This is a genomic window from Paractinoplanes pyxinae, assembly GCF_026626335.1.
In the GTDB taxonomy this organism is placed as follows: Bacteria; Actinomycetota; Actinomycetes; order Mycobacteriales; family Micromonosporaceae; genus Actinoplanes; species Actinoplanes pyxinae.
On the sequence record NZ_JAPNTZ010000023.1, the window covers coordinates 38,107 to 62,983 of the forward strand.

At 70.5% G+C, this 24,877-nt stretch carries 23 protein-coding genes; 8 read left to right on the forward strand and 15 right to left on the reverse strand.

Going from position 1 to position 24,877, the window contains the following annotated elements; translation table 11 throughout:
• Positions 1–6 precede the first annotated feature (6 nt).
• The 7 genes from OWR29_RS43975 to OWR29_RS44005 all read right to left on the reverse strand — a co-directional run bounded on the left by OWR29_RS43975 (position 7) and on the right by OWR29_RS44005 (position 10,051).
• Entirely contained in the window at positions 7–2,067 is a 2,061-nt protein-coding gene (locus OWR29_RS43975; protein ID WP_267569592.1) for a serine/threonine-protein kinase, read from the reverse strand.
• Between the two features lie 116 nt (positions 2,068–2,183).
• Positions 2,184–3,359: a hypothetical protein gene (locus tag OWR29_RS43980; RefSeq protein WP_267569593.1), complete on the reverse strand. Its 1,176-nt coding sequence runs from the start codon at positions 3,357–3,359 to the stop codon at positions 2,184–2,186.
• The gene (locus OWR29_RS43985; RefSeq protein WP_267569594.1) at positions 3,356–4,306 is read right to left on the reverse strand and encodes a glutamate ABC transporter substrate-binding protein; all 951 of its coding nucleotides are present in this window, start codon (positions 4,304–4,306) and stop codon (positions 3,356–3,358) included. The genes OWR29_RS43980 and OWR29_RS43985 overlap by 4 nt, the downstream gene beginning before the upstream one ends.
• A complete protein-coding gene (locus OWR29_RS43990) occupies positions 4,306–5,607 on the reverse strand; it encodes a GlnX family signal transduction membrane protein (RefSeq protein WP_267569595.1) in 1,302 nt (433 codons plus the stop codon). The genes OWR29_RS43985 and OWR29_RS43990 overlap by 1 nt, the downstream gene beginning before the upstream one ends.
• Positions 5,608–5,700: 93 nt before the next feature.
• Positions 5,701–7,248, reverse strand: a complete 1,548-nt coding sequence (locus OWR29_RS43995) for a long-chain-fatty-acid--CoA ligase (RefSeq protein ID WP_267569719.1) — start codon at positions 7,246–7,248, stop codon at positions 5,701–5,703.
• Positions 7,249–7,545: 297 nt separating this feature from the next.
• Positions 7,546–8,028: a hypothetical protein gene (locus OWR29_RS44000; protein WP_267569596.1), complete on the reverse strand. Its 483-nt coding sequence runs from the start codon at positions 8,026–8,028 to the stop codon at positions 7,546–7,548.
• Between the two features lie 529 nt (positions 8,029–8,557).
• Positions 8,558–10,051, reverse strand: a complete 1,494-nt coding sequence (locus OWR29_RS44005) for an MFS transporter (protein ID WP_267569597.1) — start codon at positions 10,049–10,051, stop codon at positions 8,558–8,560.
• Positions 10,052–10,097: 46 nt separating this feature from the next.
• Here OWR29_RS44005 and OWR29_RS44010 point away from each other — a divergent pair, with 46 nt between their 5' ends.
• Positions 10,098–10,520, forward strand: a complete 423-nt coding sequence (locus OWR29_RS44010) for a helix-turn-helix domain-containing protein (RefSeq protein ID WP_267569598.1) — start codon at positions 10,098–10,100, stop codon at positions 10,518–10,520.
• A gap of 235 nt (positions 10,521–10,755) precedes the next feature.
• Here the strand turns inward: OWR29_RS44010 and OWR29_RS44015 are convergent, their stop codons facing one another.
• The gene (locus OWR29_RS44015) at positions 10,756–11,166 is read right to left on the reverse strand and encodes a hypothetical protein (RefSeq protein WP_267569599.1); all 411 of its coding nucleotides are present in this window, start codon (positions 11,164–11,166) and stop codon (positions 10,756–10,758) included.
• Positions 11,167–11,337: 171 nt separating this feature from the next.
• On the opposite strand from OWR29_RS44015, the gene OWR29_RS44020 reads away from it, so the two are divergent.
• Entirely contained in the window at positions 11,338–12,813 is a 1,476-nt protein-coding gene (locus tag OWR29_RS44020; protein WP_267569600.1) for a polysaccharide biosynthesis protein, read from the forward strand.
• A gap of 43 nt (positions 12,814–12,856) precedes the next feature.
• On the opposite strand, the gene OWR29_RS44025 is transcribed toward OWR29_RS44020, so the two are convergent.
• The 5 genes from OWR29_RS44025 to OWR29_RS44045 are packed head-to-tail and all read right to left on the reverse strand — an operon-like array spanning position 12,857 to position 15,415.
• Positions 12,857–13,702, reverse strand: coding sequence for a DUF1028 domain-containing protein (locus OWR29_RS44025; protein WP_267569601.1), 846 nt, complete (start codon positions 13,700–13,702; stop codon positions 12,857–12,859).
• A gap of 26 nt (positions 13,703–13,728) precedes the next feature.
• The gene (locus OWR29_RS44030) at positions 13,729–14,214 is read right to left on the reverse strand and encodes an SRPBCC family protein (protein ID WP_267569602.1); all 486 of its coding nucleotides are present in this window, start codon (positions 14,212–14,214) and stop codon (positions 13,729–13,731) included.
• A complete protein-coding gene (locus tag OWR29_RS44035; protein ID WP_267569603.1) occupies positions 14,211–14,534 on the reverse strand; it encodes an ArsR/SmtB family transcription factor in 324 nt (107 codons plus the stop codon). Before OWR29_RS44035 ends, OWR29_RS44030 begins: the two co-directional genes overlap by 4 nt.
• 22 nt (positions 14,535–14,556) lie before the next feature.
• Positions 14,557–15,060: a pyridoxamine 5'-phosphate oxidase family protein gene (locus OWR29_RS44040; protein ID WP_267569604.1), complete on the reverse strand. Its 504-nt coding sequence runs from the start codon at positions 15,058–15,060 to the stop codon at positions 14,557–14,559.
• A 19-nt stretch (positions 15,061–15,079) separates the two neighbouring features.
• Complete coding sequence (locus OWR29_RS44045) at positions 15,080–15,415, reverse strand: hypothetical protein (RefSeq protein WP_267569605.1); 336 nt, start codon at positions 15,413–15,415, stop codon at positions 15,080–15,082.
• Positions 15,416–15,665: 250 nt separating this feature from the next.
• Here OWR29_RS44045 and OWR29_RS44050 point away from each other — a divergent pair, with 250 nt between their 5' ends.
• Together OWR29_RS44050 and OWR29_RS44055 are read left to right on the forward strand one after the other, a co-directional pair.
• A complete protein-coding gene (locus OWR29_RS44050) occupies positions 15,666–17,258 on the forward strand; it encodes a DUF4062 domain-containing protein (RefSeq protein ID WP_267569606.1) in 1,593 nt (530 codons plus the stop codon).
• A 51-nt stretch (positions 17,259–17,309) separates the two neighbouring features.
• Complete coding sequence (locus tag OWR29_RS44055) at positions 17,310–19,619, forward strand: WD40 repeat domain-containing protein (protein ID WP_267569607.1); 2,310 nt, start codon at positions 17,310–17,312, stop codon at positions 19,617–19,619.
• Here OWR29_RS44055 and OWR29_RS44060 read toward each other — a convergent pair.
• Positions 19,592–20,242 (reverse strand): hypothetical protein, encoded by a 651-nt coding sequence (locus OWR29_RS44060; RefSeq protein ID WP_267569608.1) that lies wholly within the window; start codon positions 20,240–20,242, stop codon positions 19,592–19,594. The genes OWR29_RS44055 and OWR29_RS44060 overlap by 28 nt on opposite strands.
• 71 nt (positions 20,243–20,313) lie before the next feature.
• Here OWR29_RS44060 and OWR29_RS44065 point away from each other — a divergent pair, with 71 nt between their 5' ends.
• The 3 genes from OWR29_RS44065 to OWR29_RS44075 all read left to right on the forward strand — a co-directional run bounded on the left by OWR29_RS44065 (position 20,314) and on the right by OWR29_RS44075 (position 22,988).
• On the forward strand, positions 20,314–21,159 hold the full coding sequence (locus OWR29_RS44065; RefSeq protein ID WP_267569609.1) for an aminoglycoside phosphotransferase family protein: 846 nt from the start codon (positions 20,314–20,316) through the stop codon (positions 21,157–21,159).
• Positions 21,156–22,025 carry an aminoglycoside phosphotransferase family protein gene (locus OWR29_RS44070; protein WP_267569610.1) on the forward strand — a complete coding sequence of 290 codons (870 nt, stop codon included), beginning with the start codon at positions 21,156–21,158 and terminating at the stop codon, positions 22,023–22,025. The genes OWR29_RS44065 and OWR29_RS44070 overlap by 4 nt, the downstream gene beginning before the upstream one ends.
• 234 nt (positions 22,026–22,259) lie before the next feature.
• Complete coding sequence (locus tag OWR29_RS44075) at positions 22,260–22,988, forward strand: pectate lyase (protein ID WP_267569611.1); 729 nt, start codon at positions 22,260–22,262, stop codon at positions 22,986–22,988.
• Here the strand turns inward: OWR29_RS44075 and OWR29_RS44080 are convergent.
• Positions 22,985–23,404, reverse strand: a complete 420-nt coding sequence (locus OWR29_RS44080; RefSeq protein WP_267569612.1) for a universal stress protein — start codon at positions 23,402–23,404, stop codon at positions 22,985–22,987. The genes OWR29_RS44075 and OWR29_RS44080 overlap by 4 nt on opposite strands.
• Before the next feature lie 80 nt (positions 23,405–23,484).
• Between OWR29_RS44080 and OWR29_RS44085 the strand changes: the two genes are divergently transcribed.
• The gene (locus OWR29_RS44085; RefSeq protein ID WP_267569613.1) at positions 23,485–24,867 is read left to right on the forward strand and encodes an APC family permease; all 1,383 of its coding nucleotides are present in this window, start codon (positions 23,485–23,487) and stop codon (positions 24,865–24,867) included.
• The last annotated feature ends 10 nt before the right edge of the window (positions 24,868–24,877 follow it).

A 24,877-nucleotide genomic window follows, 5' to 3' on the forward strand; every position in this document is an offset into this window, starting at 1 on the left:
AACCGTTCATGTACGCGTCCGGGGGCGGGACGCGTTGGCCAGGTCGACCAGGCGGATCTTCTCGGCGCCGTGAGCCGCGCGGGCCATCTCGCGGTACGCCTCCTCGAGCGCGAACCGGATGTCGCGCTCACGGATGTTGCCGTTGCGGGCGGGCCCGAGCACCGCCGCGGGCAGCGTAGCCTTGCCGGCCACGTTTCGCAGCGCCTGTTCGAGCAGCTCGGCCCGCAGAGCGGCCAGTTGTGCGGCCTCCACCTCGAGCCGTTCGATGAGGGCGGCCGCCGTGGCCAGCGCGTCGACGTCGGGCACGGCCGACGCGTGCGCCCGCACGAGCGCCCGGACCGCGCCGACCTGCGAACTCCGGTAGGCGGACGACGTACCGGGAACGCGGTTGTAGGCCTCGACGGCCCCGCTGCGGTCACCGGCGCCGAGGCGGCAACGCGCCAGGCCCGCCGCCGCGGCCGTGTAGGACGGATCGGTGCGGCTCACCACGTCGTAGTAGCCGGCCGCCGCCGCGTCCCCGGCCAGCTCGAGCGTCAGTCCCAGCGCGAGCTGCGGCGCGAGCTCGCCGGGCAGCGCGGAGTAGACGGCGTCGAAGCGCTGCCGGGCCTCGGTGTACTGGCCCTCGGCCACCGCGAGCAGCCCGTCGTACCAGGCCACCCGCCAGTCGTCGCCGTACTTGGCGGCCAGCCGGTCGCACTCCTGCCGGGCCCCGGCGAACGAGCCGTCGCGCACGCCGAGGTCGATCAGCGCCCGCAGCCCGCGCAGCGCCACCTCGAGCGTCTCGGCCGGCGCCGAGCGCAGCAGCGTCAGCACCTCGGCCGGGTCGGTGACCGTCACCGAGGCCAGGAAGGCCGCCGCCGGGTCGGTCAGGTCGATCAGGGGAGTGGGCAGGTCTTGCCAGCGCGGCGTCTCGGAGCGCAGGTCGGTTCGCAGTTCGCCGGTGAACAGCCGGGAGGGCGCCGGCTGGGGCGTGCCTTCGGCCGCCAGCACCTGCCGCAGCACGCCCAGCATCTGCTCGGCCATCTCGGCGCTGTCCACGAACCGCTCGCCCGGGTTGCTCGCCGTGGCCCGGCGCAGCAGCCGGTAGAACGACTCGAACCGCTGGTAGACCGGGAACTCGCCGCGGTCGGGGAGGCTGTCGGAGAACGTGGTCTGGTAGCCCCGGAAGTCGGTCGTGAGCACGGCCAGCGTACGGCCGATGGTGTAAAGATCCGACGCGATGGACGGGCCCAGCGTGGCCATCTCGGGCGCCTGGTAACCGACCGTGCCGTAGAGAGCCGCATCCTGGTCGTCGATGTGCACGACGCCGCCCAGGTCGATCAGTTTGAGCTGATCGGCGACCTGGATCACGTTGTCCGGCTTGAAGTCGCAGTAGATCAGGCCGCGGTCGTGCAGATAGCCGAACGCGGGCATGATCTCGAGGACGTACGCCAGGGCCTGGTCGACCGGAAGCGGGTCGGACGTGTTGCCGGCCGCCGTCCGCCGGTCCTTGAGGATGTCTTTGAGCGACTTGCCGCCGACGTACTCCATGACGATGTAGCCGGCGCCGTCGTGCTCGACGAAGTTGTAGATCTTGACGATGTTGGGGTGCTCGACCTCGGCCAGGAACCGCCGCTCGGCCACGGCCGCCGCCAGCGCGTCCTCGTCGCCCGAGTTGAGCAGGCCCTTGAGCACCACCCAGCGGTCCGAGACGTTCTTGTCGACGGCCAGGTAGATCCAGCCCAGACCGCCGTGCGCGAGCGCCCCGATCACCTCGTACTGCCCGCCGATCAGGTCGCCCTTGACCAGCTTGGGAGTGAAGTTGAAGGGCTCGCCGCACGAGGGGCAGAAGCCCGACGTACGCCCGGGCCGGTCGCCGCGCGTACGGCCGACCTGGTTGCCGCACTTGGCGCAGTACCGCTTGGATTCCGGCACCTCGGCCGTGGCCATGACGGCGGTGGCCGGGTCGGCCTGGGTGATGGGCGCGATGTCGACCAGGCCGCCGCCGAACCGGCGCCGCGATCCGGTGCGCGAGCTGCCGGTGCGGGCCGATCCCGACGTACGCGTGGAGAGCGCCGACGTACGCACGGAGGGGCTGGTCGCCTCGCGCGGGGCCGGTGCGGGGGTTGAACCTGTTCGGGGCGCGAGGCCGCAGGTGTCGCAGTATCCGTCCTCGATGGTTCCGGGGCAGTCACGTTCGCACTTCATCGGTTCCTCGCGATCGTGGCGGTGAGGGCTTCCTGGTACGCGTTGACGGCGCGGCGGGCCGTGGTCAGGTCGCACGGGGCGACGTAAAGGGCTTCGCGCGCCGTGGTGGCCAGCGGGCTCAGGTCGGTGTGCTCGGCCAGCCCGTGCCGCAGGGCCTTGGCCTGGTAGGCGTCGAGGCGGCCGCGCAGCTCGTTGCGGGTGGCCAGCAGGCCGTTGTTGCGGGCGGCGCCGTCGCGCAGGGCGGCCAGCTGGTCGCGGGCGCGGCGGTTCCACTCGGCCAGGCGGGAGCTGATCAGCGGCCAGTGCCCGGCCGCGGCCAGCGCCTCGACGGCCACCAGGTCGGGCCGCAGACTGGCCGAGGGCACGGGGGCGATCTCGTGCGGCGGGAACCGGTCGGCGGCCTTCTCGGCGGCGGCGTGCGCCTCCTGGGTGGCCGCGTCGATCTCGGCCGCCGTCTTGTGGGCGTCGGCCAGCCGCTGGACCAGCATCTCGCGCAGTTCGCCGGCCGACGTGCGCTCGGCGTCGGCGCGCTGGATCAACGTGCGTACGGCGGCCAGGTCCCGCTCCTCGACGCCGAGCGGATCGGTGGCCAGCGTGGCTGTGAACTGGCCGAGCCGCCGGTCCGCCTCGTCGACCGCGGCGGTGCTCCCGCCCGACTCGCGGGTCAACCGCCGTACGGTCTCGAGCGAGCTCGCCGCCTCGGCCGCCGCCGGCAGAAGTTTGTCCCAGGCCTCGCCGGCCCGCGTCGCGACACCGACCGCCGTGGCGAAGGCGGCCTCCATCGCCGACAGGAGCTGGGCGGGCGTGCACGTGGTGTGCACCTGGCCGGGACCGAGCAGGCCGCGCTGGGCCAGCGGCACGACCTTGGTCGACAGCGTGATCGACTCGCCCAGCACCTCGTGGGCGAACTTCGTGCGCTCGGTGTCGCTGGGCCGGCGCTTGTCGCGGAACTTGGACGCGCGGGCGACCACCTCGGTGAGCAGGCGGTAGCCCTCCCACAGCTCGGTCAGGGCCTCGGTCGCGTCGGCCCACGCGGTCGCCGTCCGCCCGGTCAGGGACGACCGGTCGAGCTCCTTGCGGGCCGGGTTGTCGTCCAGGTCGACCAGGTTCGACGAGATGGCCGACATCGCGGTCTCGAGGCGTAGCAGTTCCGTCTCGGCCTGACTCGTCATCGGTACTGAGCCTTGGGCGGTGGGGGCGCCGCGCCGAAGTCGCCCAGCCATTTGTCGTACGTCTTCTTCCACGTGCCGTCGGCGCGGTTGCGCTCGAGCACGGCGTTGACGAACCGGGCGAACTCGGGGTGGGTCTTGTTCATCGCGATCGCGTACGGCTCCTCGGTGAAACGCTTTCCGATGACCTTCGCGTACGGGTCCTGGGCCGCCATTCCGGCCAGGATCGTGTCGTCGGTCGAGATGCCGTCGACCTCGTTGCGCTGGAAGGCCACCAGGCAGTCGCCGAACGCGGGCCGGGCCACGGCGATCGGCTTGGTCTTCACCTTGCCGATGTTCTCGAACGACGTCGAGCCGGCCGCCGAGCACACCTTTTTGCCGCCGAGGTCGTCAATACTCTCGGCCGTCGAGTTCTTGGAGACGAGCACCTTCTGCCCGGCTTCGTAGTAAATGCTGGAGAAATTGACATCCGCCCAGCGTTCGCAGTTCGCCGTCATGGTGTCCGCGACAATATCCACACTGCCGTCGGCAGCGGAACTGACGCGCTTGTCGTAGCCGATGACTTTGATCTGAATTTTGTCCGGGTCGCCGAAGATGGCCTCGGCGATCTGGCGGCCCATGTCGACGTCGAAGCCCTCGATCTTGCCCGAGAAGGGGTTGCGCGAGCTGAACAGCAACGTGTCCTGGCTCGTGCCCAGGATCAGCCGGCCGCGTTCCTGGATCGTGGCCATGTAGCTGCCGGCGGGCATGTTGCCGGGCTTGGGCAGCGAACCGGCCGGGCGCAGGCTGGCCCGCGGGTTGCAGGCCGGTGCCGCTTTGCCGCCGCCGGGGGCCGGGGTGGTCGCCTCGGCCTGGGGCCGGTCGGGCGTGAAGGGCAGGGGAGTGACGTCGCCGGAGCAACCGGCGAGGGCGGCGACCGCGGCCAGGGCGAGGGCGGCTCGGATGCGCATCAGCGGTACTCCTCCAGTCGCGTGCGGAGCCCGATGAAGGCGAGGACGCAGGCCGCCAGGGCCAGCAGCGGCCCGCCGACGGTGAGCAGGCCCAGTCCGTCGCCGGCGGCGCTGATCTCCCGGGTGAAGAACTCCTTGCGGTTCTCCAGCGCCCGGTCGAGCTCGAGCCGCACCCCCTCGAACGTGTCGGTGGTCTCTTTGCCGATGGCCAGCTTGACCGCGTCGTCGTAGTTGCCGCTGTCGTCGAGCGCGCGCACGTCGCTGTGGGCGGTGACGTACTTGTCGAAGCCCTCGGCGGCCCTGTCCATGGTCCGGCCCAGGGACGGATCGAGCAGGCCGTAGGAGTTGACCATCGGCCCACCGGACTGGCGCAGCCGTTCGGCGACGGCTTCGAAGTCCTTCTCGTACGGTCCGGAGCCGGCCCGGGCAGCCAGGGTCAGCGCCTCGTCGCCCCGGGCCTGCAGGGCCAGCAGCCGGCTCTCGGCGATCGACGCCACCGGCCCCGAGCCCTGGTTGGCCGCCCGGTCGAGCCGGGTCTGCTGAGCGATGAGAATGCTCAGAACGCCGATCGTGAGAACCACCGTCACGGCGGTGGCCCCAACCAACGGCACGTTGAACGTGCGGCGCGTGTTGCGGCTCAGATAGCGCTGGGTGAGGGCCAGCGCGACGATCAGGGCCACCAGCGACAGCACCAGCAGCGTCATCCAGCCCCAGGCCCCGGCACGGCCGTAACCGTCCTGGACCTCTTGCTGCGCGCCCTGGAACAACTCGCGGGCCTGCGGCTGCAGTGTGTCGCGGTTGAGCCGTGAGGCTTCGGACAGGTAGGACGAGCCGATGGGCAGGCCCTGGCGGTTGTTGGCGCGGGCGGTGGCGACCAGAGCGGCATAGTCTGCGACGCCGGCCGACAGCGTGCGGACGGCGGTGGCGGCGCGGCCGTCCTCCGGGGTGCGGCGGGCGGCCGAGGTGAGCGCGGTGGTGGCGCGGGCCAGGTCGTCGTCGTAGCGGCGGGTCAGCGCGGACGGCTCGAGCCCGCCGGCCAGGAACGCCTGGGCGGCCGTGGTGTCGGCGTCGGCCAGCGCGGCGTAGATGGTCTCGGCCTCGACGAGCAGCGGCTGGGCGCGGTCGGCCAGATCATTCGTGCCGGCCCGGGCCGAGGAACCCGCCACGCCGGCCAGCAGACCGCTGAGAAGGCCCAGCGCGACCAGCAGAGCTACGAGCAGTTGCAGGCGCCCGGGGGAGTGGTGTCTGAGTCCGCCGACGCGCCGAAGCACGCCGGGCCGGGCCGCCAGCGCTGTGCTCAAGCTTCCTCCCCGCTGTTGTGGGCCCTTCACTGTGCGCCATGAACGCAAGCGCCCGGCGCGCGTAAAAGCGGCCGGGCGCTCCATTAAAGATGATCAGTTCAATTCGCGCTTCAGCAGCTTGCCCGTGGCGGTCATCGGCAGCGACTCGACGATGCTCACGACGCGCGGGTACTTGTACGCCGCCATCTGCTCCTTGCCCCACTCGACCAGCTCGTCCTCGGTCACGGTGGCGCCCGGCTTGAGAATCACGAACGCCTTGACCTCCTCGCCGTGGCTCTCGTGGGGCACGCCGATCACGGCGGCCAGCGAGACCGCCTCGTGGGTGATCAGCACCTCTTCGATCTCGCGCGGGTACACGTTGAAGCCGCCACGGATGATCATGTCTTTGGCCCGGTCGACGATGTAGTAGTAGCCGTCCTTGTCGCGCCGGCCCAGGTCGCCGCTGCGGAACCAGCCGTCCCGCATGACCTCGGCCGTGGCCTCGGGCCGGTTGTAGTAGCCGCGCATGATGTTGTGCCCGCGGATGGCGATCTCACCGATCTCGTCCGCGCTCTCGACCGTGTTCCATTCCGGGTCGATGAGCTTCACTTCGACACCCCAGATGGGTACGCCGATCGAGCCCGGCCGCGGGTCGGCCCCCGGCTTGCTGAAGGTGGCCACGGGCGACGTCTCCGACAACCCGTACCCCTCAAGAATGGTTACCCCGAAGCGTTCCTTGACCTCCCGGATGATCTCGACGGGCAGGCTGGAACCACCGGAGACGGCCACCCGCATGTTGGCCGCGATGCGCTCCACGTCGACGCCTTCGCCGAGCGCGTTGAGCAGCCCCCACCACATGGTCGGCACGCCCGCGAAGAAGGTGACGTTCTCGCTCTGCAGCAGCTGAACCGCGGCCTTGGCGTCGAACCGGGGCAGCAGGACCAGCGTGGCGGCCGTGGCGAAGCCGGCGTTCATGTTCACTGTCGAGCCGAACGAGTGGAACAGCGGGAGCACCAGCAGATGTGTGTCGGTGCCCGGCGTACCGCCGAAAAGACGGTTGCAAGTGAGCGCGTTGAGCAGCAGGTTCGAGTGCGACAGCTCGGCGCCCTTGGCCTGACCGGTCGTGCCGCTGGTGTAAAGGATGACCGCCGGATCGGTCTCGGGCAGCAGCACGGCCTCGAAGACCGGCGACTTGCCGGCCAGACCGGAGCCGAGCGTCTCGGCGCCCTCGATCGGCGACGCGGCCGTCGGGTCGGCGGTGATCAGGAAGAACGTGTCGCAGCCGTCGGTCTGCTGGAAGCCGGTGAACCCCTCGGCGCCCATCGGCAGCTCGGGGGTGCCCTGGAAGCAGAGGTACGCCTTGGCCTCGGAGTCCTTGAGGTGGTAGGCGATCTCACGCCCCTTGAGCAGCACGTTCAAGGGGACGACGACGGCGCCGGCCTTGAGGATGCCGTAATAGACGACCGGGAAGTACGGAAGATTCGGGCACGAGAGGGCGACCTTGTCGCCGGGCTGGATGCCCCGCTCGACCAGCAGGTTGGCCACCTGGTTGGCGGCCGCGTCGACCTGGGCGTAGGTCAGGCGCCGGTCACCGAGGACGACCGCCGCCCGCTCCGGATAGTTGCGGGCGCTGTCCTCGAGCAGGATCGAGAGGTTGAGCATGCGGTCGGTCCCCTTCACGGTGCTGATGTGACTGCCGTCTCATCCCACCATTGCTCGCCAACCTGAGAAACCCTCCGTTTCGGTGTTGTTTCCCCGCCGTCTCAGGTTCCCCCGAGCAGCGTGCGCCACGGTGATGGCCCGAGCCCGCGCGGCACCCACGCAGCCTGCCGCCTCGCCGGATCCACCTCGCCGAGTCGTGCCCGCAGCCGTTCCGGCACCCACTCGCCGGTCCCCGTCATCTGCGAGATTCCGAGCTTTTTCGCGTACGCGTCCCCGAACCAGCACCAGGCCGGGCGCTCAGGAGGAAGCCCGAGCCACTGACCGAGCGGCGCCAGAAACGGTTCCTCGGGCCGTTCCGCCGGCCCCCAGAGCGTCTTCCGATCGAGCGTCATCCCGCCGGCCACCGAGGCCGACGTAAATGGTGTCCTCCCCGGCCACCGCTAGGGCGAACTTCCGCACCCGCTCATCCGAGGGGTCGAGCTCGACCTGCAACGAATGAGCGACGACGGGCCCGAGCCGCGGCCCCCCATCAGTGCCGAGCGAGGCGTGATAGACCGGCGCCGTACCAGCCAGAAACAGCAACGTCTGTGCCCGGCCCAGGGCCGCCTCCACCTCGGCGCGCCCACCCTGCCCCTTTAAGGGTTCCGTGTCGCCGAACCGCTTCGGCACCGCCTCAGGCAGATGAGCGGCCGCCGCGTCGAACCACCGCCCCACGATGCCGGCCGCCGGCAGCCGCTCGTACCACCGGACCACCAGCACATCGATCTTGCGCTCCACCACCCGCCGAGCCTACGACCGCCACCCTCGCACCCAACACGCCGATCTCCGGTTTTAGCGCAGCGCCCCGGTCGCCGGGACCGCTCCGCTTCGCCGGAACAAGGCCGCGATGCACTCGTCAGGGTGATCGCCGTGCCGTGATCCTCCGGTGGCCGCGATGCATGCGCGTAGGCAAGCGGCGGGCGCCGGCCTGGCGTGCTTTGTCGGTGTGCAGCAGCGATCGGACGGCGGGTGTTGGTGCGGCCGGTCAGCGTGCCTGTCGGTGTGCTGCAAGCGACCAAGCGGCGGGTACTTGTACGGCCTGGCGGCGTTCGCGCGGGCGTGTTGGTGTGCCGCAGCTTTCCGGCGTGGGTATTCGTCCGGCCGGGCGAAGCAAGCCTGCCGCCAGGGTGGCCGGGATGTGTGAGCGTCGGCGAGTGTCGATGGCAGCCCATGCGTGATTGTTTGTGTGTCGCCGCGTTCGGGCGGCGGGTAGGCGCGTCGGTAGAAGTCGGGTGGCGGTAGAGCGGGCCTGTCGCGAGTGCTGCAGCGATCAGGCGGCGGGTATTCGTACGGCCGGACGGAGCAGGACTGCGATCAGCGTGGCCGCGACCAGCACCACGGCGCTTAGGACCAGAGGTGCGGCGGTGGCACCGGCCAGCGCGACGGCGACCGGCGAGGCGAGCGCCCCGGCGACGGCGGCAGCCGCGTCGCTGGTCTGGAACATGGCCGCGACCCGGCCGCGCGCGTCCTCCGGTGCAGCGCTCTGCAGATGATGGTTGGTAGCGACGGACGCGACGGCTCCAGGAACGCCCGCCACCGTGATCGCCACGACCGCAACAGCCGTGTTTGTCGTGGCGAACAGAACCAGGAAGCAGAAGCCCACGGCCGCGTAGGTAACCGTCAGAAGCGTCCGCGCCGTCCATCGAACGACCAGCGCCCGGCTCACGAACGACCCGAGCAGATACCCCGCGCCCAGCCCGGCCGCCAGATGACCGACAACCCGGCCGTCACCGTGCAACCGCTGCGCAACGAACGGAACAAGCAACGCGGTGAGCGCGGCGTTAGCCACCCAGAAGATGAACGACCCGACCAACATGCCACTCAGAAGCCGACTGCGCGCCACGGTCAGCCACCCATGGCGCACGCCGGCCCCGATCCGAGCGACGTCGGCCCGCGTCTGTCGTTCGCGCCCACCGACGACGCCCGGCGGCAGCTCGCGCTCACCAGAGCCGGCCTGTCGTAGCTTGCGCGCTTGCCGGCGGTTGTTGCGCGTTTGTCGGCAGGTGTTGCCCGCTTGCCGGCGGGTGTTGCGCGTTTGTCGGCGTTGTTGCGTGGCGTTGAGCGTTTGCTCGTCTTGGGCAAGAGCAGTCTGTGGCAGTTCGAGACGTTCCGTGACGCTCACGGCTGAGCGAGTTCGCTCAATGAAGTTGTTCGTTGGCGCGTTTCCCGTGGCTGGAGTGCGCGTTTGGCTGTGTCGGTCAACGGCCGATTGCGGGAGGCGGAGCAGCAGGAGTGCGGCAGCCAAGTAGCTCGCCGCGTCGATGACCACCACCGCTGCGAACCAGCCGCTGGCGGTCAGGGCGGTTCCGGCCAGTGGAGCGCCGATGCGCAGGACGCTGTGTGAGATGGCCAGCAGTGCATTCGCTGTTGCGCGGTCGTACTCGTCGTGGACGACGGCGGGAACGGTGGCTTGCAATGCTGGGCGCAGGAAACACGCGGCGACGCTCTCGATGACCAGGCCCGCGTAGATCAGCGACACCGGGCCGGCGGCGATCAGCGCCACGCCTAGCGCGGCCAGCACGTTCGCGCCGAGGAAGATAGATCGGCGCGGCCAGTGGTCGACAAGTACGCCAGCCCAAGGGCCGATCGTCAGAGCGGGCACGGCCTGCACGGCCAACGCCACTGCGGTCGACGTGCCGGAGCCGGTCACCGCGTAGATCTGCACCGGGACAGCCATGACGAGCAGCCAGGTGCCCAGCGCGTCGACCGTCGCGGCGGCCCACAGCTTGCGAAACGTGCAATGGTCGCGCAAAACCGTCCACATACGCGCAACCTATTCCTGCAAGATAAGCCATGGCAAGCTGTGTTCCATGGAGATAGCCGAGTTGGGTGCGACGCTGCGCAACCGACGTGTAGCGGCCGGCCGAACGATCGCGTCGGTATCGGCCGACGCGGGCCTGTCGGTGCCCTACATCGCCAACCTCGAGAACGGCCGGGGCAACCCGACGCTCGCCGCGGTCAGCAACCTGGCCGCGGCGCTGGGTGTCTCGCTCGAGGTCCGGCTCGACGGCGACGACGGCACCGCCTCCTCGACCGCGCTGCCCGACTCGCTGGTGCAGTTCTCACGCAGCGAACGTTTCCGATCCGAGGCCGCCCGCCTGCCCAGCGACGCGGCCCGGTCCCGCCTGCTCGAGGCCATGGCCGCCATGGGTGCCGTGGCAACGCGCCCGATGACCGACCTCGACTGGCATCGAATGCTGGACGTGCATGTCCTGACCACGCGGGATTTCTGACTACGGCCATGCCCGCGGCGTGCCTGGCCGTGGGTGGCCGATGGGCGGGCTCGGCCGGCGTCGCGTGCGGGATGCGGTTGTGCCGGGCGCGCGGCGTCCTGGGCTCAGGCATGGCTGCGATGTGCCGTGCGTGCCGTGGCTCGGCCTGGCTCGCCCCGGCTCCGCCTAGCTCGGCCCGGCCAGGCTCGGCCCGGCCAGGCTCGGCCCGGCCAGGCTCGGCCCGGCCAGGCTCGGCTCATCCCGGCCCGGCCCGGCCCGGCCCGGCCCGGCCCGGCCCGGCCCGGCCCGGCCCGGCCCGGCTCGGCCTGGCTCGGCTTGCTCGGGCCGCCCTGGCTCGGCCTGGCTCGGCTCGGCTCGGACCGGCCTGGCTCGGCTCGGCCTGGCTCGGCTCGGCCTGGCTCGGCTCGGCCTGGCTCGGCTCGGCCTGGCTCGGCTCGGCCTGGCTCAGCCCGGCCCGCCTCGGCTCGGCCGCCTCGGCTCGGCCCGGCCCGGCCCGGCCCGGCTCGGCCCGGCTCGGCTCGGCCCGGCTCGGCTCGGCCTGGCCTGGCTCGGCTCGGCTCGCCTTGGCTCGGCTTGGCCCGGCTCGGCCGGCGTCGAGTGCTGAATGTGGTTGTGCCGGGGTGCGCGAAGTCCTGGGCTTGAGCATGGCTCCGATGTGCCGTCCGTACCGTGTCCTGACCTGACCTGACCCGGCCCGGCTCGGCCCGGCCCGGCTCGGCCCGAGGTGAGGTCGCACGGAATTGCGGGCTCGACGTGATCGTCCCCGTCTCTCCTGCGGTTCGAACAGGGCACAATTACCCCCAAAGGGGGTGCCGTGGTGCGTCGGCAGAGGGACAACCGGGCGGAAGATCTGCTCTATACGCTGGGTGTGCGGTATGAGCGGTGGCGGCGGGAGCACTCGGGGGAGGCTCGGCGGGAACCTCGTACGCGGGCGATCCTCTTCGGTGCGGGGAGCGCGGCCCGGACGCTGCTGCACAGCATGATCTTTGATCCGCGCAGCCGGTTCGAGCCGGTTGGGGTGCTCGACGACGATCCCGGGACGCAGGGGGAGCGGCTGGCTGGAATCGCCGTCGTCGGGACCCGGGCCGACCTGGCGGCAGCCGTCGAACGGACACGGGCGGCGGCCGTCATTTTCACGATCGGCAACGCCGAGGGTTCGCTCGTTCGGGAGATCCGTGCGCTTGCCATTGCTGCCGGTGTGCGGTTTCTGGTCGTGCCGGAGATGAGCGAAACGCTCGACCATGCGCTCGGCGCGCAGGACATTCGCGATGTGCGCATCACCGACCTGTTCGGGCGGCATCGGATCGCCACCGACAGCGCGGCCATTGCGGGCTGGCTGAGCGGCAAGCGGGTGCTGGTCACCGGGGCGGGCGGTGAGATCGGCTCGGAGTTGTGCCGTCAGATCCACCGGTTCGAGCCGGCCGAGCTGATCATGCTCGATCATGACGAGGCGGCGCTGCAAAGCGTGCAATTGAGCGTTGATGCACGCGCGGAGCTGCACGATCCGTCGGTTGTGCTCGCTGATGTGCGCGACGACGAGCGAATGCGCGAAGTGTTCCGTACGCGGGAACCGGAAGTTGTCTTTCACGCGGCGGCCCTGCAACACCAGCCGCTGCTCGAACGCCACCCGGGCGAAGCCGTGAAGACAAACGTGCTCGGCACCCTGGCCGTCCTCGAGGCGGCCGAGGACGTGGAGCTGTTCGTCAACGTGTCCACGGCCAAGGCGGCCGACCCGGTGAGCGTGCTCGGCTACACCAAGCGCATCGCCGAAATGCTCGTGGCGAACATCGAAAGTGAGCGAACAGGCACTTTTCTGAGCGTTCGGTTCGGCAATGTGCTCGGCGAGCGTCGTTCAGTGCTCACTACGTTCGGCGCGCAGATCGCCGACGGCGGTCCGATCACGGTCACGCACCCCGAGGTGACCCGCTACCTGATGACGACGCAGGAGGCGGTCACGCTTGTGCTGCAAGCCGCCGCGATCGGCGACGGCGGCGAGGCGCTGGTGCTGCAACTGGGCGAACCGGTGCGGATCGCCGAGGTCGCGCAAACCATGGTCGAGCTGGCCGGCGAGCCGATCGACATCGTCTACACGGGTCTGCGGCCGGGCGAGAAGCTGGGCGAAACGTTCCTCGGCCCGCACGAGGAGGGCAGCCGGCCGCACCACCCTCTGATCGCGCACGTCCCGGTGCCGCCCCTGAACCCGTCCGAAGTACGCGGACTAGGTGCACACCCGGACGTCCGCATGCTCGCCGACCTGTGCGGCCCGCCGTCCTTGGAAACGCGAGCCGCCTGAACCCGGCGGTAGGCGTTGGCCGATTGTCGTTCGCTAAAACTTGCTACCCGGCTGCGGTGGTGGTTGAGCGGAGCTGGGCGAGCACCAACGGGTCGATCTTGCCGGCGACGATGCGCATCTCGAGGTTTTCGATGCCGGCCCAGGAGGCCAGTGACTCGTCGAGGTCGGGGCCGACCTGGCCGGCCTGGGTGAGGCGTTCGGCCACCTCGTCGGCCAGGGCGCCGGTCAGGGGGAGCAACGTCTCGGGGTCCGGGGACTCGAAGTAAAGGCTGTGCATCTCCAGCAGGCGGCCCAGTTCGGCCACCGGGTCGGTGTGGTCGTCGATGCGCAGGTCGGCCCACACGTCGCTGGTGCCGCCGTAACCTCGGCCTTTCGACACGACCAGAAGAGCGGCGCTCTGGCGGCCGCGACGGTCGCCGCCGGCCCGGTCGCCTGCTCGCAGGGCCTCCAGCAGGCGGTAGGGCAGGGGGCGGTCGGCGTCGCCGGCCAGCCAGGCTTCTTCCATGTCGGCGACCACCGCCTCGCCGGCCAGCATGTTGCCCTGGATCGCATAGCCGTCGCCGGAGCGGCCGCCGGCCCAGTCGTGGCAGGCCTTGCCGGTGAACGTCGCGCCCAGGCCGTCCGGGCCGACCACGCCGACCTGCCGGTGGTCGACCGGGCCGGCGTCGCCGGCGATGAGCGCGCTGACCGTCTCGGTGGCGGCCACGCCGGTGCCGAGCAGGGCCAGCGCCTGCGGGCGGTAGGCCAGATTCGCGTACGACTGGGTGGCGACCGCGCCGACGTCGGCCAAGGCAGCCGGGACGGCCGCCCCGACCCCCAGGAACTTGCTGGCCACGGCCACCCCGAGGGCCTGGCCGTCGGCGGAACGGGCCACGATCGAGAACGTCATGCCGTGACCCTATCCGCGCCCCTTACTCAAGACGCGAGGACACCGTCGATCTGGCCGACGGCGAGGCGGATGCCTTCCTCCATGCCCATCTTCGCCATCTGCTGCAGCTGGTCGAGGCTGGTGAACCGGGACAGCATGGTCATGCGGGTCTTGTCGCCCACCGCCTCGAAGGTGACCACGCCGTGGGTCGATCCCATCGTCGTGTCGGGCTCGCCGTTCTGGTCGGCGAAGCCGTCGTCGAACTCCAGCCGCTGCGGCGCCTCGACCAGGGTGAACTCGAACCAGCCGTGCGACTTGGTGCCGTCCGGGCCGGTCATGTGGTACGCCGAGCGGCCGCCGGGGCGGAACTCGTGCCGGTCGAACGTGGCCGGCCACATCGGCGGGCCCCACCAGCGCTCGAGCTGGCGCGGGTCCTCCCACACCTGCCAGACCCGGGCGGGCGGGGCGTCGAACTCGGCGACGAGGGTGAACGTCAGCGCTTCCTCGTCGCGGCGTACGTCGATCACGGTCATTGCTCTCTCCTCAGAACGTCCTCGATGCCGCGGACCCGGTGCCGCCACAGCTGTTCCAGGTCGGTGAGCAGGGCGCCGGCCCGGCGAAGCGCGTCCACCTCGCCGTGCACGACCTGCTCCCGGCCGCGGCGTTCCTTGGTGACGAGCCCGGCCTGCTCCAGCACCGCCACGTGCTTCTGCACCGCGGCGAAGCTCATGGGGTACAGCCGGGCCAGCGCCGACACGGACAAGCCGTCGTGGATGACCCGGGCGAGAATGTCCCGCCGCGTGCCGTCCGCGAGCGCGTGGAACACGCGATCCGCGCCGTCACCTACAACCATGTGGTTGTACGTTACGCCGATCCTAGGAGAAGAGGAAGCGTGTCTGGGAGAAAGGCTCGCCCTTGCCGAACGCGAGGATCTTGGCCGGCGTCACCGCGAAGACCAGGGCGTCGTGCTCACCGTCCTGGGTGAAGAGGCCATTGCGTACGCGGAAGTTCCACGCGTGGCGGTCTTTCCACAGGCCGGCCAGTTCGAGCAGACGCGACTCGTCGGTCACCTGGGCCGCGGCGCCCTCCACCACGACATCCAGACCCTCGTGCTGCTCGGCCGTTCCGGTGGTCAGAGCGACGTACGGATTAATCTCGAGATTCTTGCCCTTTTGCTCGCGCGCGCCGGTGCAGAAATGCAAGGCGCCGTACGCCCAGACGGCCGGCAAAGGCGTGACGTGCGGGCGCCCATCGCTGCGCACCGTCGAAAGCCAGGAGATTTTCGCGTACGTCAGAGTTTTGTCCACGTCGGACCAGGGCCGAGCGGTGGCGCTGGGATCGCTGAATCGAGCGTCGAGCGTGCCGACAGGTTCAGTCATTCACGGATCGTAGGACGCCTCAGTAGCGATAGTGGCGTGCCGCGGCCGGTTCGGCGGTGGTCGTCGTGCCGGTCGACCAGCGGCCCCGCGCGGCGTTGGCCACCGAACGGGCGCCGGCGCGGCGGCGCGACGACGGCTTGGGCGCGATCTCGACACCCGGCTGCGGCTCCATGTGCTCGGCCGACGACACCACGACGACGGACGCCTTGCCCTCGTGCAGCATCCGCATGGCGGCCGCCCAGTCGCCCGGGATCAGGCCGACCACGTTGTAGCGGCGGGCGGAGCAGTAGTCGAGGCACCGGGCAGCGCTCGCGCTGTAGTTCTCCGGCCGCATGTAAATCACTGCGTCAACCACCGGGTTGGTCCCTTCGCCTCTTATGTAGCTCGATGTCCCCGAGCGAGATCCACCTAATCGCGCCCGTCACCTTCTGCATATCCGTCGTTATGGATAAGTGACCGGACTGATCCACCCGCATCGACCGCGATCGGTCCCATCCACCCACCCGTACGGCTAATTCCGGGGTTTGGTGTTGCTTTCAACTTTCCCGCCGTGAAGACTGCCCTATCCCGTCGATGCACACCCCGCTCCTGACCGGAAGCCGACAGTGACCAAATCGGACCGTCCCGGCGCGACCCGGCCCTGGCGCGTGTTCCTGTCGCACACCAGCGACCTGGGCCCCTTTGTGGAAGCCGCCGAGGCCGCCGTGACTCGTGCCGGCCACGTGCCGGTCGACATGAAGTACTTCGCCGCCGAGGACCGGCCGCCGTCCGACGTCTGCGCGGCCGCGGTCGAGTCGGCGGACGTGTACGTGCTGGTGGCGGGCGCAAACTACGGCTCTTCGGTTCGCGAGGGGCCCGACGTGTCCTACACCGAGATGGAGTTTCGGGCGGCCGGCGAGGCGGGGCTTCCTCGGCTGGCCTTTCTGCTCGACGTTCCGGCCGAACCGAGGCAGCGGGCCTTCCGGGAGTCGGTCACGGACAGTGGCCTGACGGCCGCCATGGTCCGTGATCCGTCCGCCTTGGAGACTCGCGTCTACCAGGCTCTGATCGAGCTCGAGCGCCGGCGGGTTCCGCCGGTCTGGTCGGTCCCGCCGCTGCGCGGCACTGAGGTCCCCCGCCCCTCCCTAGCCGATGCCCTGGTCGCGGCCGTTCTCGCACCCGGGGCGAGCAGCGTCGGAGTGACCACGGGCCTGGTCGGTGCGGGCGGCTTCGGCAAGACGACTGTCGCCCGGATGGTCGCCCATCGAGTACGGGAGTACTTCTCCGGCGGCGTGGTGTGGGTGACCGTGGGTGAGGACGTGGAGGGGCCGGAGCTGGCGGCGACGATCACCTCGATGGCTCGGCTGTTCGATGCGGCCGCCCCGGAGGTCACCGATCCGCTCGCGGCCGGGGCGGCGCTCGGGCGCGCGGTGGGCGACCGCGAGGTCCTATTGGTCATCGACGACGTGTGGACGCGCGATCAGGTGGAGCCGTTCCTGATCGGGGGCGGGAGGACGGTGCGGCTCTTCACGACCCGGCAGCGGGACGTGCTTCCGGAGGCGGCGGCTCGAGTGCCGGTCGACCAGATGACCGCCGGTGAGGCGCGGCTGATGTTGAGTGCGGGGCTGCCGGCCGATCTGGCCGGCGAGACCCTGGAAGCCACGGGCCGGTGGCCGGTCCTGCTCGGTCTCGTGCAGGGCGCGGTCCGCGACGGAGTGGCAGCCGGCGGCAACCCGGAGAACGAGTTGCGGGACATCCTGCAGGCTCTCCGGGAGGGCGGGATCACCGTCCTCGACATCGGCGACGAGGGCGCGCGTTCCGAGGCGGTGGCCCGCACGGTGGAAGCCGGGCTGAGGCGGCTCACGTCCGACGAGCGCTCGCGCTACCTCGAGATGGCGGTGTTCGGCGAGGACGTCACCATTCCCGGCGAGGTGCTGGCCCGGCTCTGGGCACACACCGGTGGCTGGCCGGCGTTCCGGTCCCGCCGATTCTGCGCTCGATTGTTCAGTCTGAGCTTGCTCGCCACCTACCGTCGCCATCCGGAGGAGGCGCAGCTGCACGACGTGATCCGGACCTACCTGCGCCACCGGACGGCCGACCGCCGGGCCGAACTCGACCGGGCGCTGGTCGACGCCCATCGACCGCTGGCACCCGGCGGCTGGGCTGAGCTGCCGTCCGATCCCCGCTACCTCTGGACGTGGTTGCCGGTCCATTTGTAGGGCGCCGGCTTGCACGAGGAGCTCGAACGCCTGCTTTCCGAACCTCGGTGGTTGACCGGGAAGCTGCAGCACATCGGCGCGGCCGCCGTGGAAGCCGACCTGCGGTTCGCCGCGGGCAGCGACCCGCATCGGGAGCTGGCCACGGTCGTGCAGCAGAACGCCCACGTCCTGGGGGCGATGGACGTGCCGGGAGCGCTCGCGGCGACCTTCGCGTCACGCATCCCGCTCGGGCGCGGTCTTGACGGCGTACGGGACGGTCTGCTGGCCGGCGTCGAAGGGCCGCACCTTCGTCCGGTGACCGCCTTGCCGGATCTGCCGCACCCGGCTCTGATCCGGGTCATCCCGGCCGTGACCACGGAGCCGGTGGTCGCGGTCGCGCCGGACGGCAGGTGGATCGCCTGCACGAGCGCCGACGCCTCGGTCCGCCTGCAGGGCCCGCTCAGCGGCGCCGGCGGGCTCACCCTGATCGGCCAGTCCTCCCCGGTGCGGTCACTGATCTCGTCGCCGGACGGGAGGTGGCTCGCCGGCGGGTGCGTCGACGGGACCGCGACTGTCTGGAACACCACGAGTGGCGAGCGGCTTCACATCCTCGGCGGCGCCGGCGGTCCCGTCGAGGCGCTGGCCGCGGCGGCCGACGGCACCTGGCTGGCCGCCAGTTCGAGCGAAACCAGGACAGTCGTCCTCTGGGACACCGTGACCGGTCGTACGCGCTGGAAGCACACGCTCCCCGCGCCGGCTCGGCACGTTCGCCGACGATCCGAACGTACGCGCTCGGACGATTTCGCGGTCGACCGGCGTGGCCGCTGGATCGCGCTGCTGACCTCCGACGCCCTGGTTCACGTCTGGGACGTCGAGACCGGCCGGCCGGAACACGTGGAGATTCCGGATCGCCCGTGGATCGAGTCATTGGCGATGCCCGCCGATGCCGACTGGCTGGCGACCGCCGACGTGAGCGGGTTCGTGCAGATCCGGGACTCCGCGGACTGGTCGGAGCGCTTCGAACTCGCGGTCACGCCCGGTGCTTCCCGCCTGCTGGCCGCTGCGCCGGACGGAAGCTGGCTGGCGTGTGCCGGGGACAACCGGTCTGTCTGGGTCTGGGACATCGTCGCCCGGCGGGCGGCCACCCGGCTACCGAGCAATGGAATCGTCCGCGTCCTGCTGGTGCCACCCACCGGCGAGTGGCTCGGCGTCGTGGTCGGCGAGACGATCACCGTCTGGGACACGTCCGACTGGACCTGCCGGACCACCTTGACCGGGCACGCGGCCGCTGTCTCCGTCGCCGTGACGGCCGGCGACGGCAGCTGGCTCGCGACGGCGGCTTCCGGGCGGGCGCTCCGGATCTGGCGCTCCACGGCCGACACGACGTCGGGCGCTCCCACCGGACATTCCGCTGCAGTCGACGCGCTCGCCGTGTCGCCCGGAGGAGACGTTCTCGCCTCCGGCTCGAGAGATCGGACAACGCGGATCTGGGACCTCGCATCCGGCCGGCCGGCTCGCCTCGTCAACAACGCGAGCGCGGTTCGGCTGGTGACCCTCACCGAGAAGTGGAACGCCTCCGCGTGTTCCGACGGATCGATCCGGGTGTGGAGCGCGGATTTCGAACACGATCGTGTGCTGGACGGAGGTCCGCCCCGGGCGCACACGCTGGCTCTCGACCCGGCTGGGCGATGGCTGGCGGTCATCGGTGACTCGCTGAAGGCGTACGTGCTCGACCGGCCGAACTGGCGGGCCCACGCGTGGATGCCGGGGCAGGACGTCGAACCGGGTATCGCCGCGATGAGCCCGGACGGTGACTGGCTCGCCCTGGCCCGGCATGCAGGGGTGCTCTCCGTCTGGGACTTCAGGGACCGGCAACCTCGGCTCCAGCACAGTTTCGTGGCCGATCGAGGCGGCATCCTCGCCTTGGCCCTGGCTCCGGACGCGCGATGGCTGGCCGTGCTCGGCCGGGAGAAGGACCTTCAACTGTGGGACCCCACCGACTGGACCCGGCTGGCCGGTTTCGGGACCGGGCCGCCCACGCTCCTGCGACGCCGTACCCGGCTCGTTGTTGCTCCGGACGGAAGCTGGCTGGCCGCCTCCGACGGCGACTACTGGATCCAGCTCTGGGACGCCGCGTCCGGCGCCAGGCGGCACGCACTCGAAGGGCATTGGGGATCGGTGACCGACCTCGCCGTGACACCGGACGGCTTGCTCTGCTCGGTCGGCGACGACTGCACGCTCCGGATCTGGGATCCGATGGGCGCACGGCAACTCGCAGCGATCCGGGTCGAACATCCGCTCACCCACGTGGTCGCGGCGGGCAACCGGATCGTGATCGCGGGGGACAGATTCGTCTACTTCTTCGAACTGGCCGGCGGCTGACCCGCGACTCGTTTCGCCCAGCGGACGTCGCCGCTTTTGTCGACCTTGATCAGGGCTATTACTACCTGGGCGGGGTCTTGGAAGGGGAGCGGGTTGTCGCCGGGCTGGTGGAACCAGGCGGTGGCTGTGCCGGTGGGGGTGGCGGGGGCGCCGACGGCTGCGGTGGGCATGGAGTTCAGGCCGTACGTGTCGGTGTGGTTCTCGGGGGCTACGTCGGCCAGCCAGTCGTAGTGGTCGGGGAGGACGTCGTATGCGCTGGCCCAGTTCGAGCCGGTGGTGCCGTCGGAGACGTGGCCGCTGTCGGCGGCCAGCACCCGCGGCGGAGTCATCCGGCCGTCCAGCGCCACCAGCTGGAATCGGCCCCCGCCGGTGGCGCCGGACCACGTCACCCGCACGACTACGGACTGGCCGGCCGCCGGCACCGCTGTCGCTTCACCGGCGGGCACGCCTAGTCGGCTTGTGACGTCGGGGAAGGTCGCCTCGGTGGCCAGTTCGGTCTCCACCGTGACCTTCACCTTGTCGCCGCCGTGGGACCACTCTTGGTCTCGGCGTACGTGCAACGCGCCCGCGGCCAGGGCTGCCACCAGGGCGGCGGATGCCGCGGCGATCACCGTACGTCTCACAGGCGGCAGTGTGGCATGTCGGTGCGCGCAAATGCTTCGACAAGCCGGAGCCGGTGGGCTGTCATGGGTGGGTGGAGATCGATACGCCGTTGGTGCGCAGGCTCGTCGACGGGCAGTTTCCGCAGTGGGCGGGGCTGCCGTTGCGGCTGGTCGACCCGGCGGGGTCCGACCATGTGATTCATCGGCTGGGGGACGAGCTGGCTGTGCGGCTGCCCCGGCACGAAGGGGCCATCAATCAGGCGCGGGTCGAGGCCGCATGGCTGCCCCGCCTGGCGCCGCACCTGCCGCTGGCTGTGCCTGTTCCGGTTGCGGTCGGCGAGCCGGCGCTGGGCTATCCGTGGTCGTGGGCCGTCAATCGCTGGCTGGCGGGGGAGGTCGCCACGGTTGAGGTCGACTCCGTGGACACCGTCGCGATCCTGGGCGAATTCCTCGGAGCCTTGCAAAGGCTGCCAGTGCCGGCGCGGCCGCCGAGTGTGGGCCGGGGGCTGGCGGAGCGTGACGCTGATACGAGGGCTGCTATCGCCTCGGTGGCGGGAGTGTTCGATGGGGCGGCCCTGACCGCGCTGTGGGAGGACGCGCTGAGCGCTCCGGCCTGGGGGCGGCCGCCGGTCTGGTTCCACGGCGACTTCCACACCGGGAACCTGCTCACGGTCGGCGGGCGGGTCAGCGCGGTCATCGACTTCGGTGGCCTGGGTGTCGGCGATCCGGCCCGTGACCTGATGATGGCGTTCACCTTGATGTCACCGGCGACCCGGGCCGTCTTCCGCGAGACGCTCGGCGTCGACGACGCGACCTGGTTGCGCGGTCGAGGGTGGGCCCTGGCCGCGGGTCTGAATGCGTATTGCGCGTACGCCGTCAGCAGCCCCCGCATAGCCGGGCACACCACCCGCCAGATCACCGCGGCCCTCGCCGGATGACGCGCCCGCGACTGGCCGAGGCCCCGGCCGCCGTGCGGGAGGCGGTCAAGGAACTGCTGGGCGCTCGAGTTCAGACCGAGCAGCCGGCTCAGGGTGGCTTCACGCCGTCGATCGCGTCCGTGGTCGTCGGGCGGGGCTCGCGCTTGTTCGTGAAGGCGGCGCCCCTCGGGATGGGGGTGGAGGTCGGCGCCGCGCTGGCCGAGGCGGTCGGGGAGATCGGGCCGCGTCTCGTTGGCTTTCGGGTGGTGGGCGACTGGCGGGTGGCGGCATACGAGGTCATCGAGGGCGCGGCCGTGCGGCAGTGGGCGGCGGAGGACGTCCCGAGGCTTCTGTCGCTGATCGATCGGTGGCGTGTGCGCGCCGCGGCCTGTCGGGTCAACGGCGCTACTCCGTACGCGGATGCCTTCCGGCCGATGCTCGGGGCTTGGCAGGGTTCGGCGGTGCCGGGGCCGCCGCTGCCGGTGAGCATTGCGCTGCCGGTGCTCGCCGAGTTGGAGCGCCGGTGGCTGAGCGTGTTGCGGCCGGGCACCGCGTTGCACCACGGAGATCTGCGCCGCGACAACTTCATGCGGGAGCCGGACGGGCGGCTGCGGATCGTGGACTGGACGCACCTGTGGACGGCGCCGGGCTGGATGGACCTCGTGCGGCTGCTGCCCGATGTCGCCGCGTGCGGGTTCGATCCGGAGGAGCTGCTGCGGCGCTCGTGCTGGGCCGATGCGCCGGCCGAGGATGTGAATGTCGCGCTCGCCGGGCTGGCCGGGCGGGCCTGGCGCGACGGCCATCGGCCCGGCGATCCGGCCCTGCGCCGCATGCAGCGGGAACAGGCCTACCAGCTGCTCGGGTGGCTGGCGAGCCGGGTGCCCTGAGCGCAACCACTCACGCACGTCGCCGTGGTGGGGTGAGCGTTCTGGACGCGCCAGCGGCCAGCTCACCCCGCCGCGGCCTCGGCGGGAGCGACGGTCTGTAATCACCACCCAGCTACGACATCAAGATCTTGAATTTGATCCGTTGTCCGGCCCGAATGCGTACCTCTTGACGACAACTGTCGGCTGTGGGGGCTTGATAGTGGAAGGCCAGTCATGACTGGTATGCGGAAAAGAATGGCTGCTGTGGCGGTTGCGGTCGTCGGCGCGAGCGCGGCCGTGATCTTCGCCAATGTGTCGTCGGCGGCGACCGGCGACCAGGTGGTGACCGAGACGATCGAGGTCACCGGCGTGTTCGACGGGCAGAATCAGCGGTTCGTCGGCGGGGGCGACCTCGGTGACGGCGGGCAGGACGAGGGGCAGGATCCGCTCTTCCAGCTCGCGGCCGGGGCGACACTGCGGAACGTGATTCTGGGCAGCCCGGCGGCGGACGGCGTGCATTGTTCGGGAAGCTGCACGCTCAGCAATGTGAGCTGGGAGGACGTCGGAGAGGACGCGGCGACGTTCCGCGGCGCCAACGCGACCGTCGTCATCGAGGGCGGTAGTGCGGCGGCCGCGGACGACAAGGTGTTTCAGGACAACCGGGGCGCGGGTGGGTCGGTGACGATCCGTGACTTCGCGGTGTCGGACTTCGGCAAGCTGTATCGGTCGTGCGGTAACTGTTCGACACAGGCGGCCCGGACTGTGCGGATGGAGAACATCACCGCGACGGCGCCGGGCGGCACGCTGGCCGGCATCAACGTGAACCTGGGCGACCGGCTCACCATCGACGGCGTGCGGCTCGTCGGCGACGAGATCTCGCTGTGCGACCTGTTCGAGGGCAACGACACCGGCGACGAGCCGACCAAGATCGGTGAAGGACCGGACGGCACGAGCTGCGTGGCGACCGGAGTCGAAGGACCCTAGGCGGGATGCCCCGGATGGGTGATCACCAGCACCGGTTTGGCTGACTGTTTGATCAGGTCGAGCGGCACGCTGCCCAGCAGCCGCTCGGCCACCTTCGGGCGGGTGCTCGAGCCGACCACTATCAGGTCGGCGTTGTGCTGGCGCGAGAAGTCGAGCACGGCCGTCACCGGGCGGCCCGACAGCACGGTCACGCTCGCCTCGACCCCGGCCTCGGCCAGGCGGCGGGCGATGGAGGCGGCCGACGCGTACGCGTTGTCGGCGAACACTTTTCGCGGCACGGCGGCCAGCCGTTCGAGCTCGACCTCGTCCGCGGCGACCACCGCGACGGAGGCCCCGGTCTGTCTGGCCAGGCCGATCACCGCGTCGGCGAGCCACGGCTGATCGGCTTCGGGCTTGGCGGCGACGACGATGCGCATCACCCGACGTTAGCCGTTGATCGCGACTCGTCGATAGTTCTGCCTCGACAGATGCCGAATTGTGTACGAGTGTTGCCGGAATGGCGGACGTCACAACACACGAGGAACCGGCGCTCAAGCGTGTCATGGGGCCGGGCCTGCTGCTGCTCTTCGTGGTCGGCGACATTCTCGGGACGGGCGTGTACGCGCTCACCGGGCGGGTCGCGGCCGAGGTCGGCGGGGCGGTGTGGCTGCCGTTCCTGTGCGCGTTCGTCGTCGCGCTGCTGACCGCGTTCAGTTACCTCGAGCTCGTCACGAAGTACCCGCGGGCGGCCGGCGCCGCGCTCTACACGCACAAGGCGTTCGGCATCCACTTCCTGACGTTCATCGTCACCTTCGCGGTCATGTGCTCGGGTCTCACGAGTGCGTCCAGCGCGTCCAAGGCGTTCGCGTCGAACTTCGACGAGGCGTTCGACCTGTCGCTGGGCGACGGCGCCGCGCTGACCGCCATCGCGCTCGGGTTCATGTTGCTGGTCGGGCTGATCAACTTCCGCGGGGTGGGCGAGAGCGTCAAGCTCAACGTGCTGCTGACCTGCGTCGAGCTGACCGGCCTGCTGATCGTCATCTGCATCGGCGCGTGGGCGCTGGGCGGCGGCAACGGCGACCTCTCCCGGCTGACCGACTTCACGGCGGCCGAGGGCGAGTCCGCGTTCTTCTCGGTCACCGCGGCCACGGCGCTGGCCTTCTTCGCCATGGTCGGCTTCGAGGACTCGGTCAACATGGCCGAGGAGACCAAGGATCCCGTACGCATCTTCCCGAAGGTGATGCTGACCGGGCTCTGCATCACCGGGGTCATCTACGTGCTCGTGTCGATCTCGTCGGTCGCCCTGGTCGCGCCCGAAGAGCTCGGGGAGGGCGACGCGCCGCTGCTCAAGGTGGTCGAGGCGGGCGCGGCCGGCTTCCCGCTGTGGATCTTCGCGTTCATCACGATGTTCGCGGTGGCCAACTCGGCGCTCATCAACATGCTGATGGCGAGCCGGCTGCTGTACGGGATGGCCAACGAGCGCGTGCTTCCCAAGGTGCTGGGCAAGGTCCACCCCGGGCGCCGTACGCCGTGGGTCGGCATTGTTTTCACGACGCTCATCGCGTTCGGGCTCATCTGGTTCGCCGACCTGACCGCACTCGGCGGCACCACCTCGCTGCTGCTGCTCTGCGTGTTCACCGTCGTCAACATCGCCGTCCTCGTGCTGCGCCGCGACCGCGTCGACCACAACCACTTCAAGGCCCCCACCGTGATCCCCGTGATCGGCGCCGTGGCCTGCGCGTACCTGGCCAGCCCGCTCTCCGGCCGGTCGGCCGACGACTACCGCATCGCCGGCATCCTGCTCGTCATCGGCGTCGTCCTGTGGCTGGTCACCTGGCTCTACAACCGCAACGTCCGCCACGAGGAGACGACCCTCGACCCCACCAACCTGCGCGACTGAGCCGGGCCAC

Excerpts from the sequence above, each read along its gene's own strand:
- OWR29_RS43980 (WP_267569593.1), bottom strand. The coding sequence starts at position 3,359 with ATGACGAGTCAGGCCGAGACGGAACTGCTACGCCTCGAGACCGCGATG.
- OWR29_RS43985 (WP_267569594.1), bottom strand. The coding sequence starts at position 4,306 with ATGCGCATCCGAGCCGCCCTCGCCCTGGCCGCGGTCGCCGCCCTCGCC.
- OWR29_RS43995 (WP_267569719.1), bottom strand. The coding sequence starts at position 7,248 with ATGCTCAACCTCTCGATCCTGCTCGAGGACAGCGCCCGCAACTATCCG.
- OWR29_RS44005 (WP_267569597.1), bottom strand. The coding sequence starts at position 10,051 with ATGTGGACGGTTTTGCGCGACCATTGCACGTTTCGCAAGCTGTGGGCC.
- OWR29_RS44010 (WP_267569598.1), top strand. The coding sequence starts at position 10,098 with ATGGAGATAGCCGAGTTGGGTGCGACGCTGCGCAACCGACGTGTAGCG.
- OWR29_RS44015 (WP_267569599.1), bottom strand. The coding sequence starts at position 11,166 with ATGCTCAAGCCCAGGACTTCGCGCACCCCGGCACAACCACATTCAGCA.
- OWR29_RS44025 (WP_267569601.1), bottom strand. The coding sequence starts at position 13,702 with ATGACGTTCTCGATCGTGGCCCGTTCCGCCGACGGCCAGGCCCTCGGG.
- OWR29_RS44030 (WP_267569602.1), bottom strand. The coding sequence starts at position 14,214 with ATGACCGTGATCGACGTACGCCGCGACGAGGAAGCGCTGACGTTCACC.
- OWR29_RS44035 (WP_267569603.1), bottom strand. The coding sequence starts at position 14,534 with ATGGTTGTAGGTGACGGCGCGGATCGCGTGTTCCACGCGCTCGCGGAC.
- OWR29_RS44040 (WP_267569604.1), bottom strand. The coding sequence starts at position 15,060 with ATGACTGAACCTGTCGGCACGCTCGACGCTCGATTCAGCGATCCCAGC.
- OWR29_RS44070 (WP_267569610.1), top strand. The coding sequence starts at position 21,156 with ATGACGCGCCCGCGACTGGCCGAGGCCCCGGCCGCCGTGCGGGAGGCG.
- OWR29_RS44075 (WP_267569611.1), top strand. The coding sequence starts at position 22,260 with ATGGCTGCTGTGGCGGTTGCGGTCGTCGGCGCGAGCGCGGCCGTGATC.
- OWR29_RS44080 (WP_267569612.1), bottom strand. The coding sequence starts at position 23,404 with ATGCGCATCGTCGTCGCCGCCAAGCCCGAAGCCGATCAGCCGTGGCTC.
- OWR29_RS44085 (WP_267569613.1), top strand. The coding sequence starts at position 23,485 with ATGGCGGACGTCACAACACACGAGGAACCGGCGCTCAAGCGTGTCATG.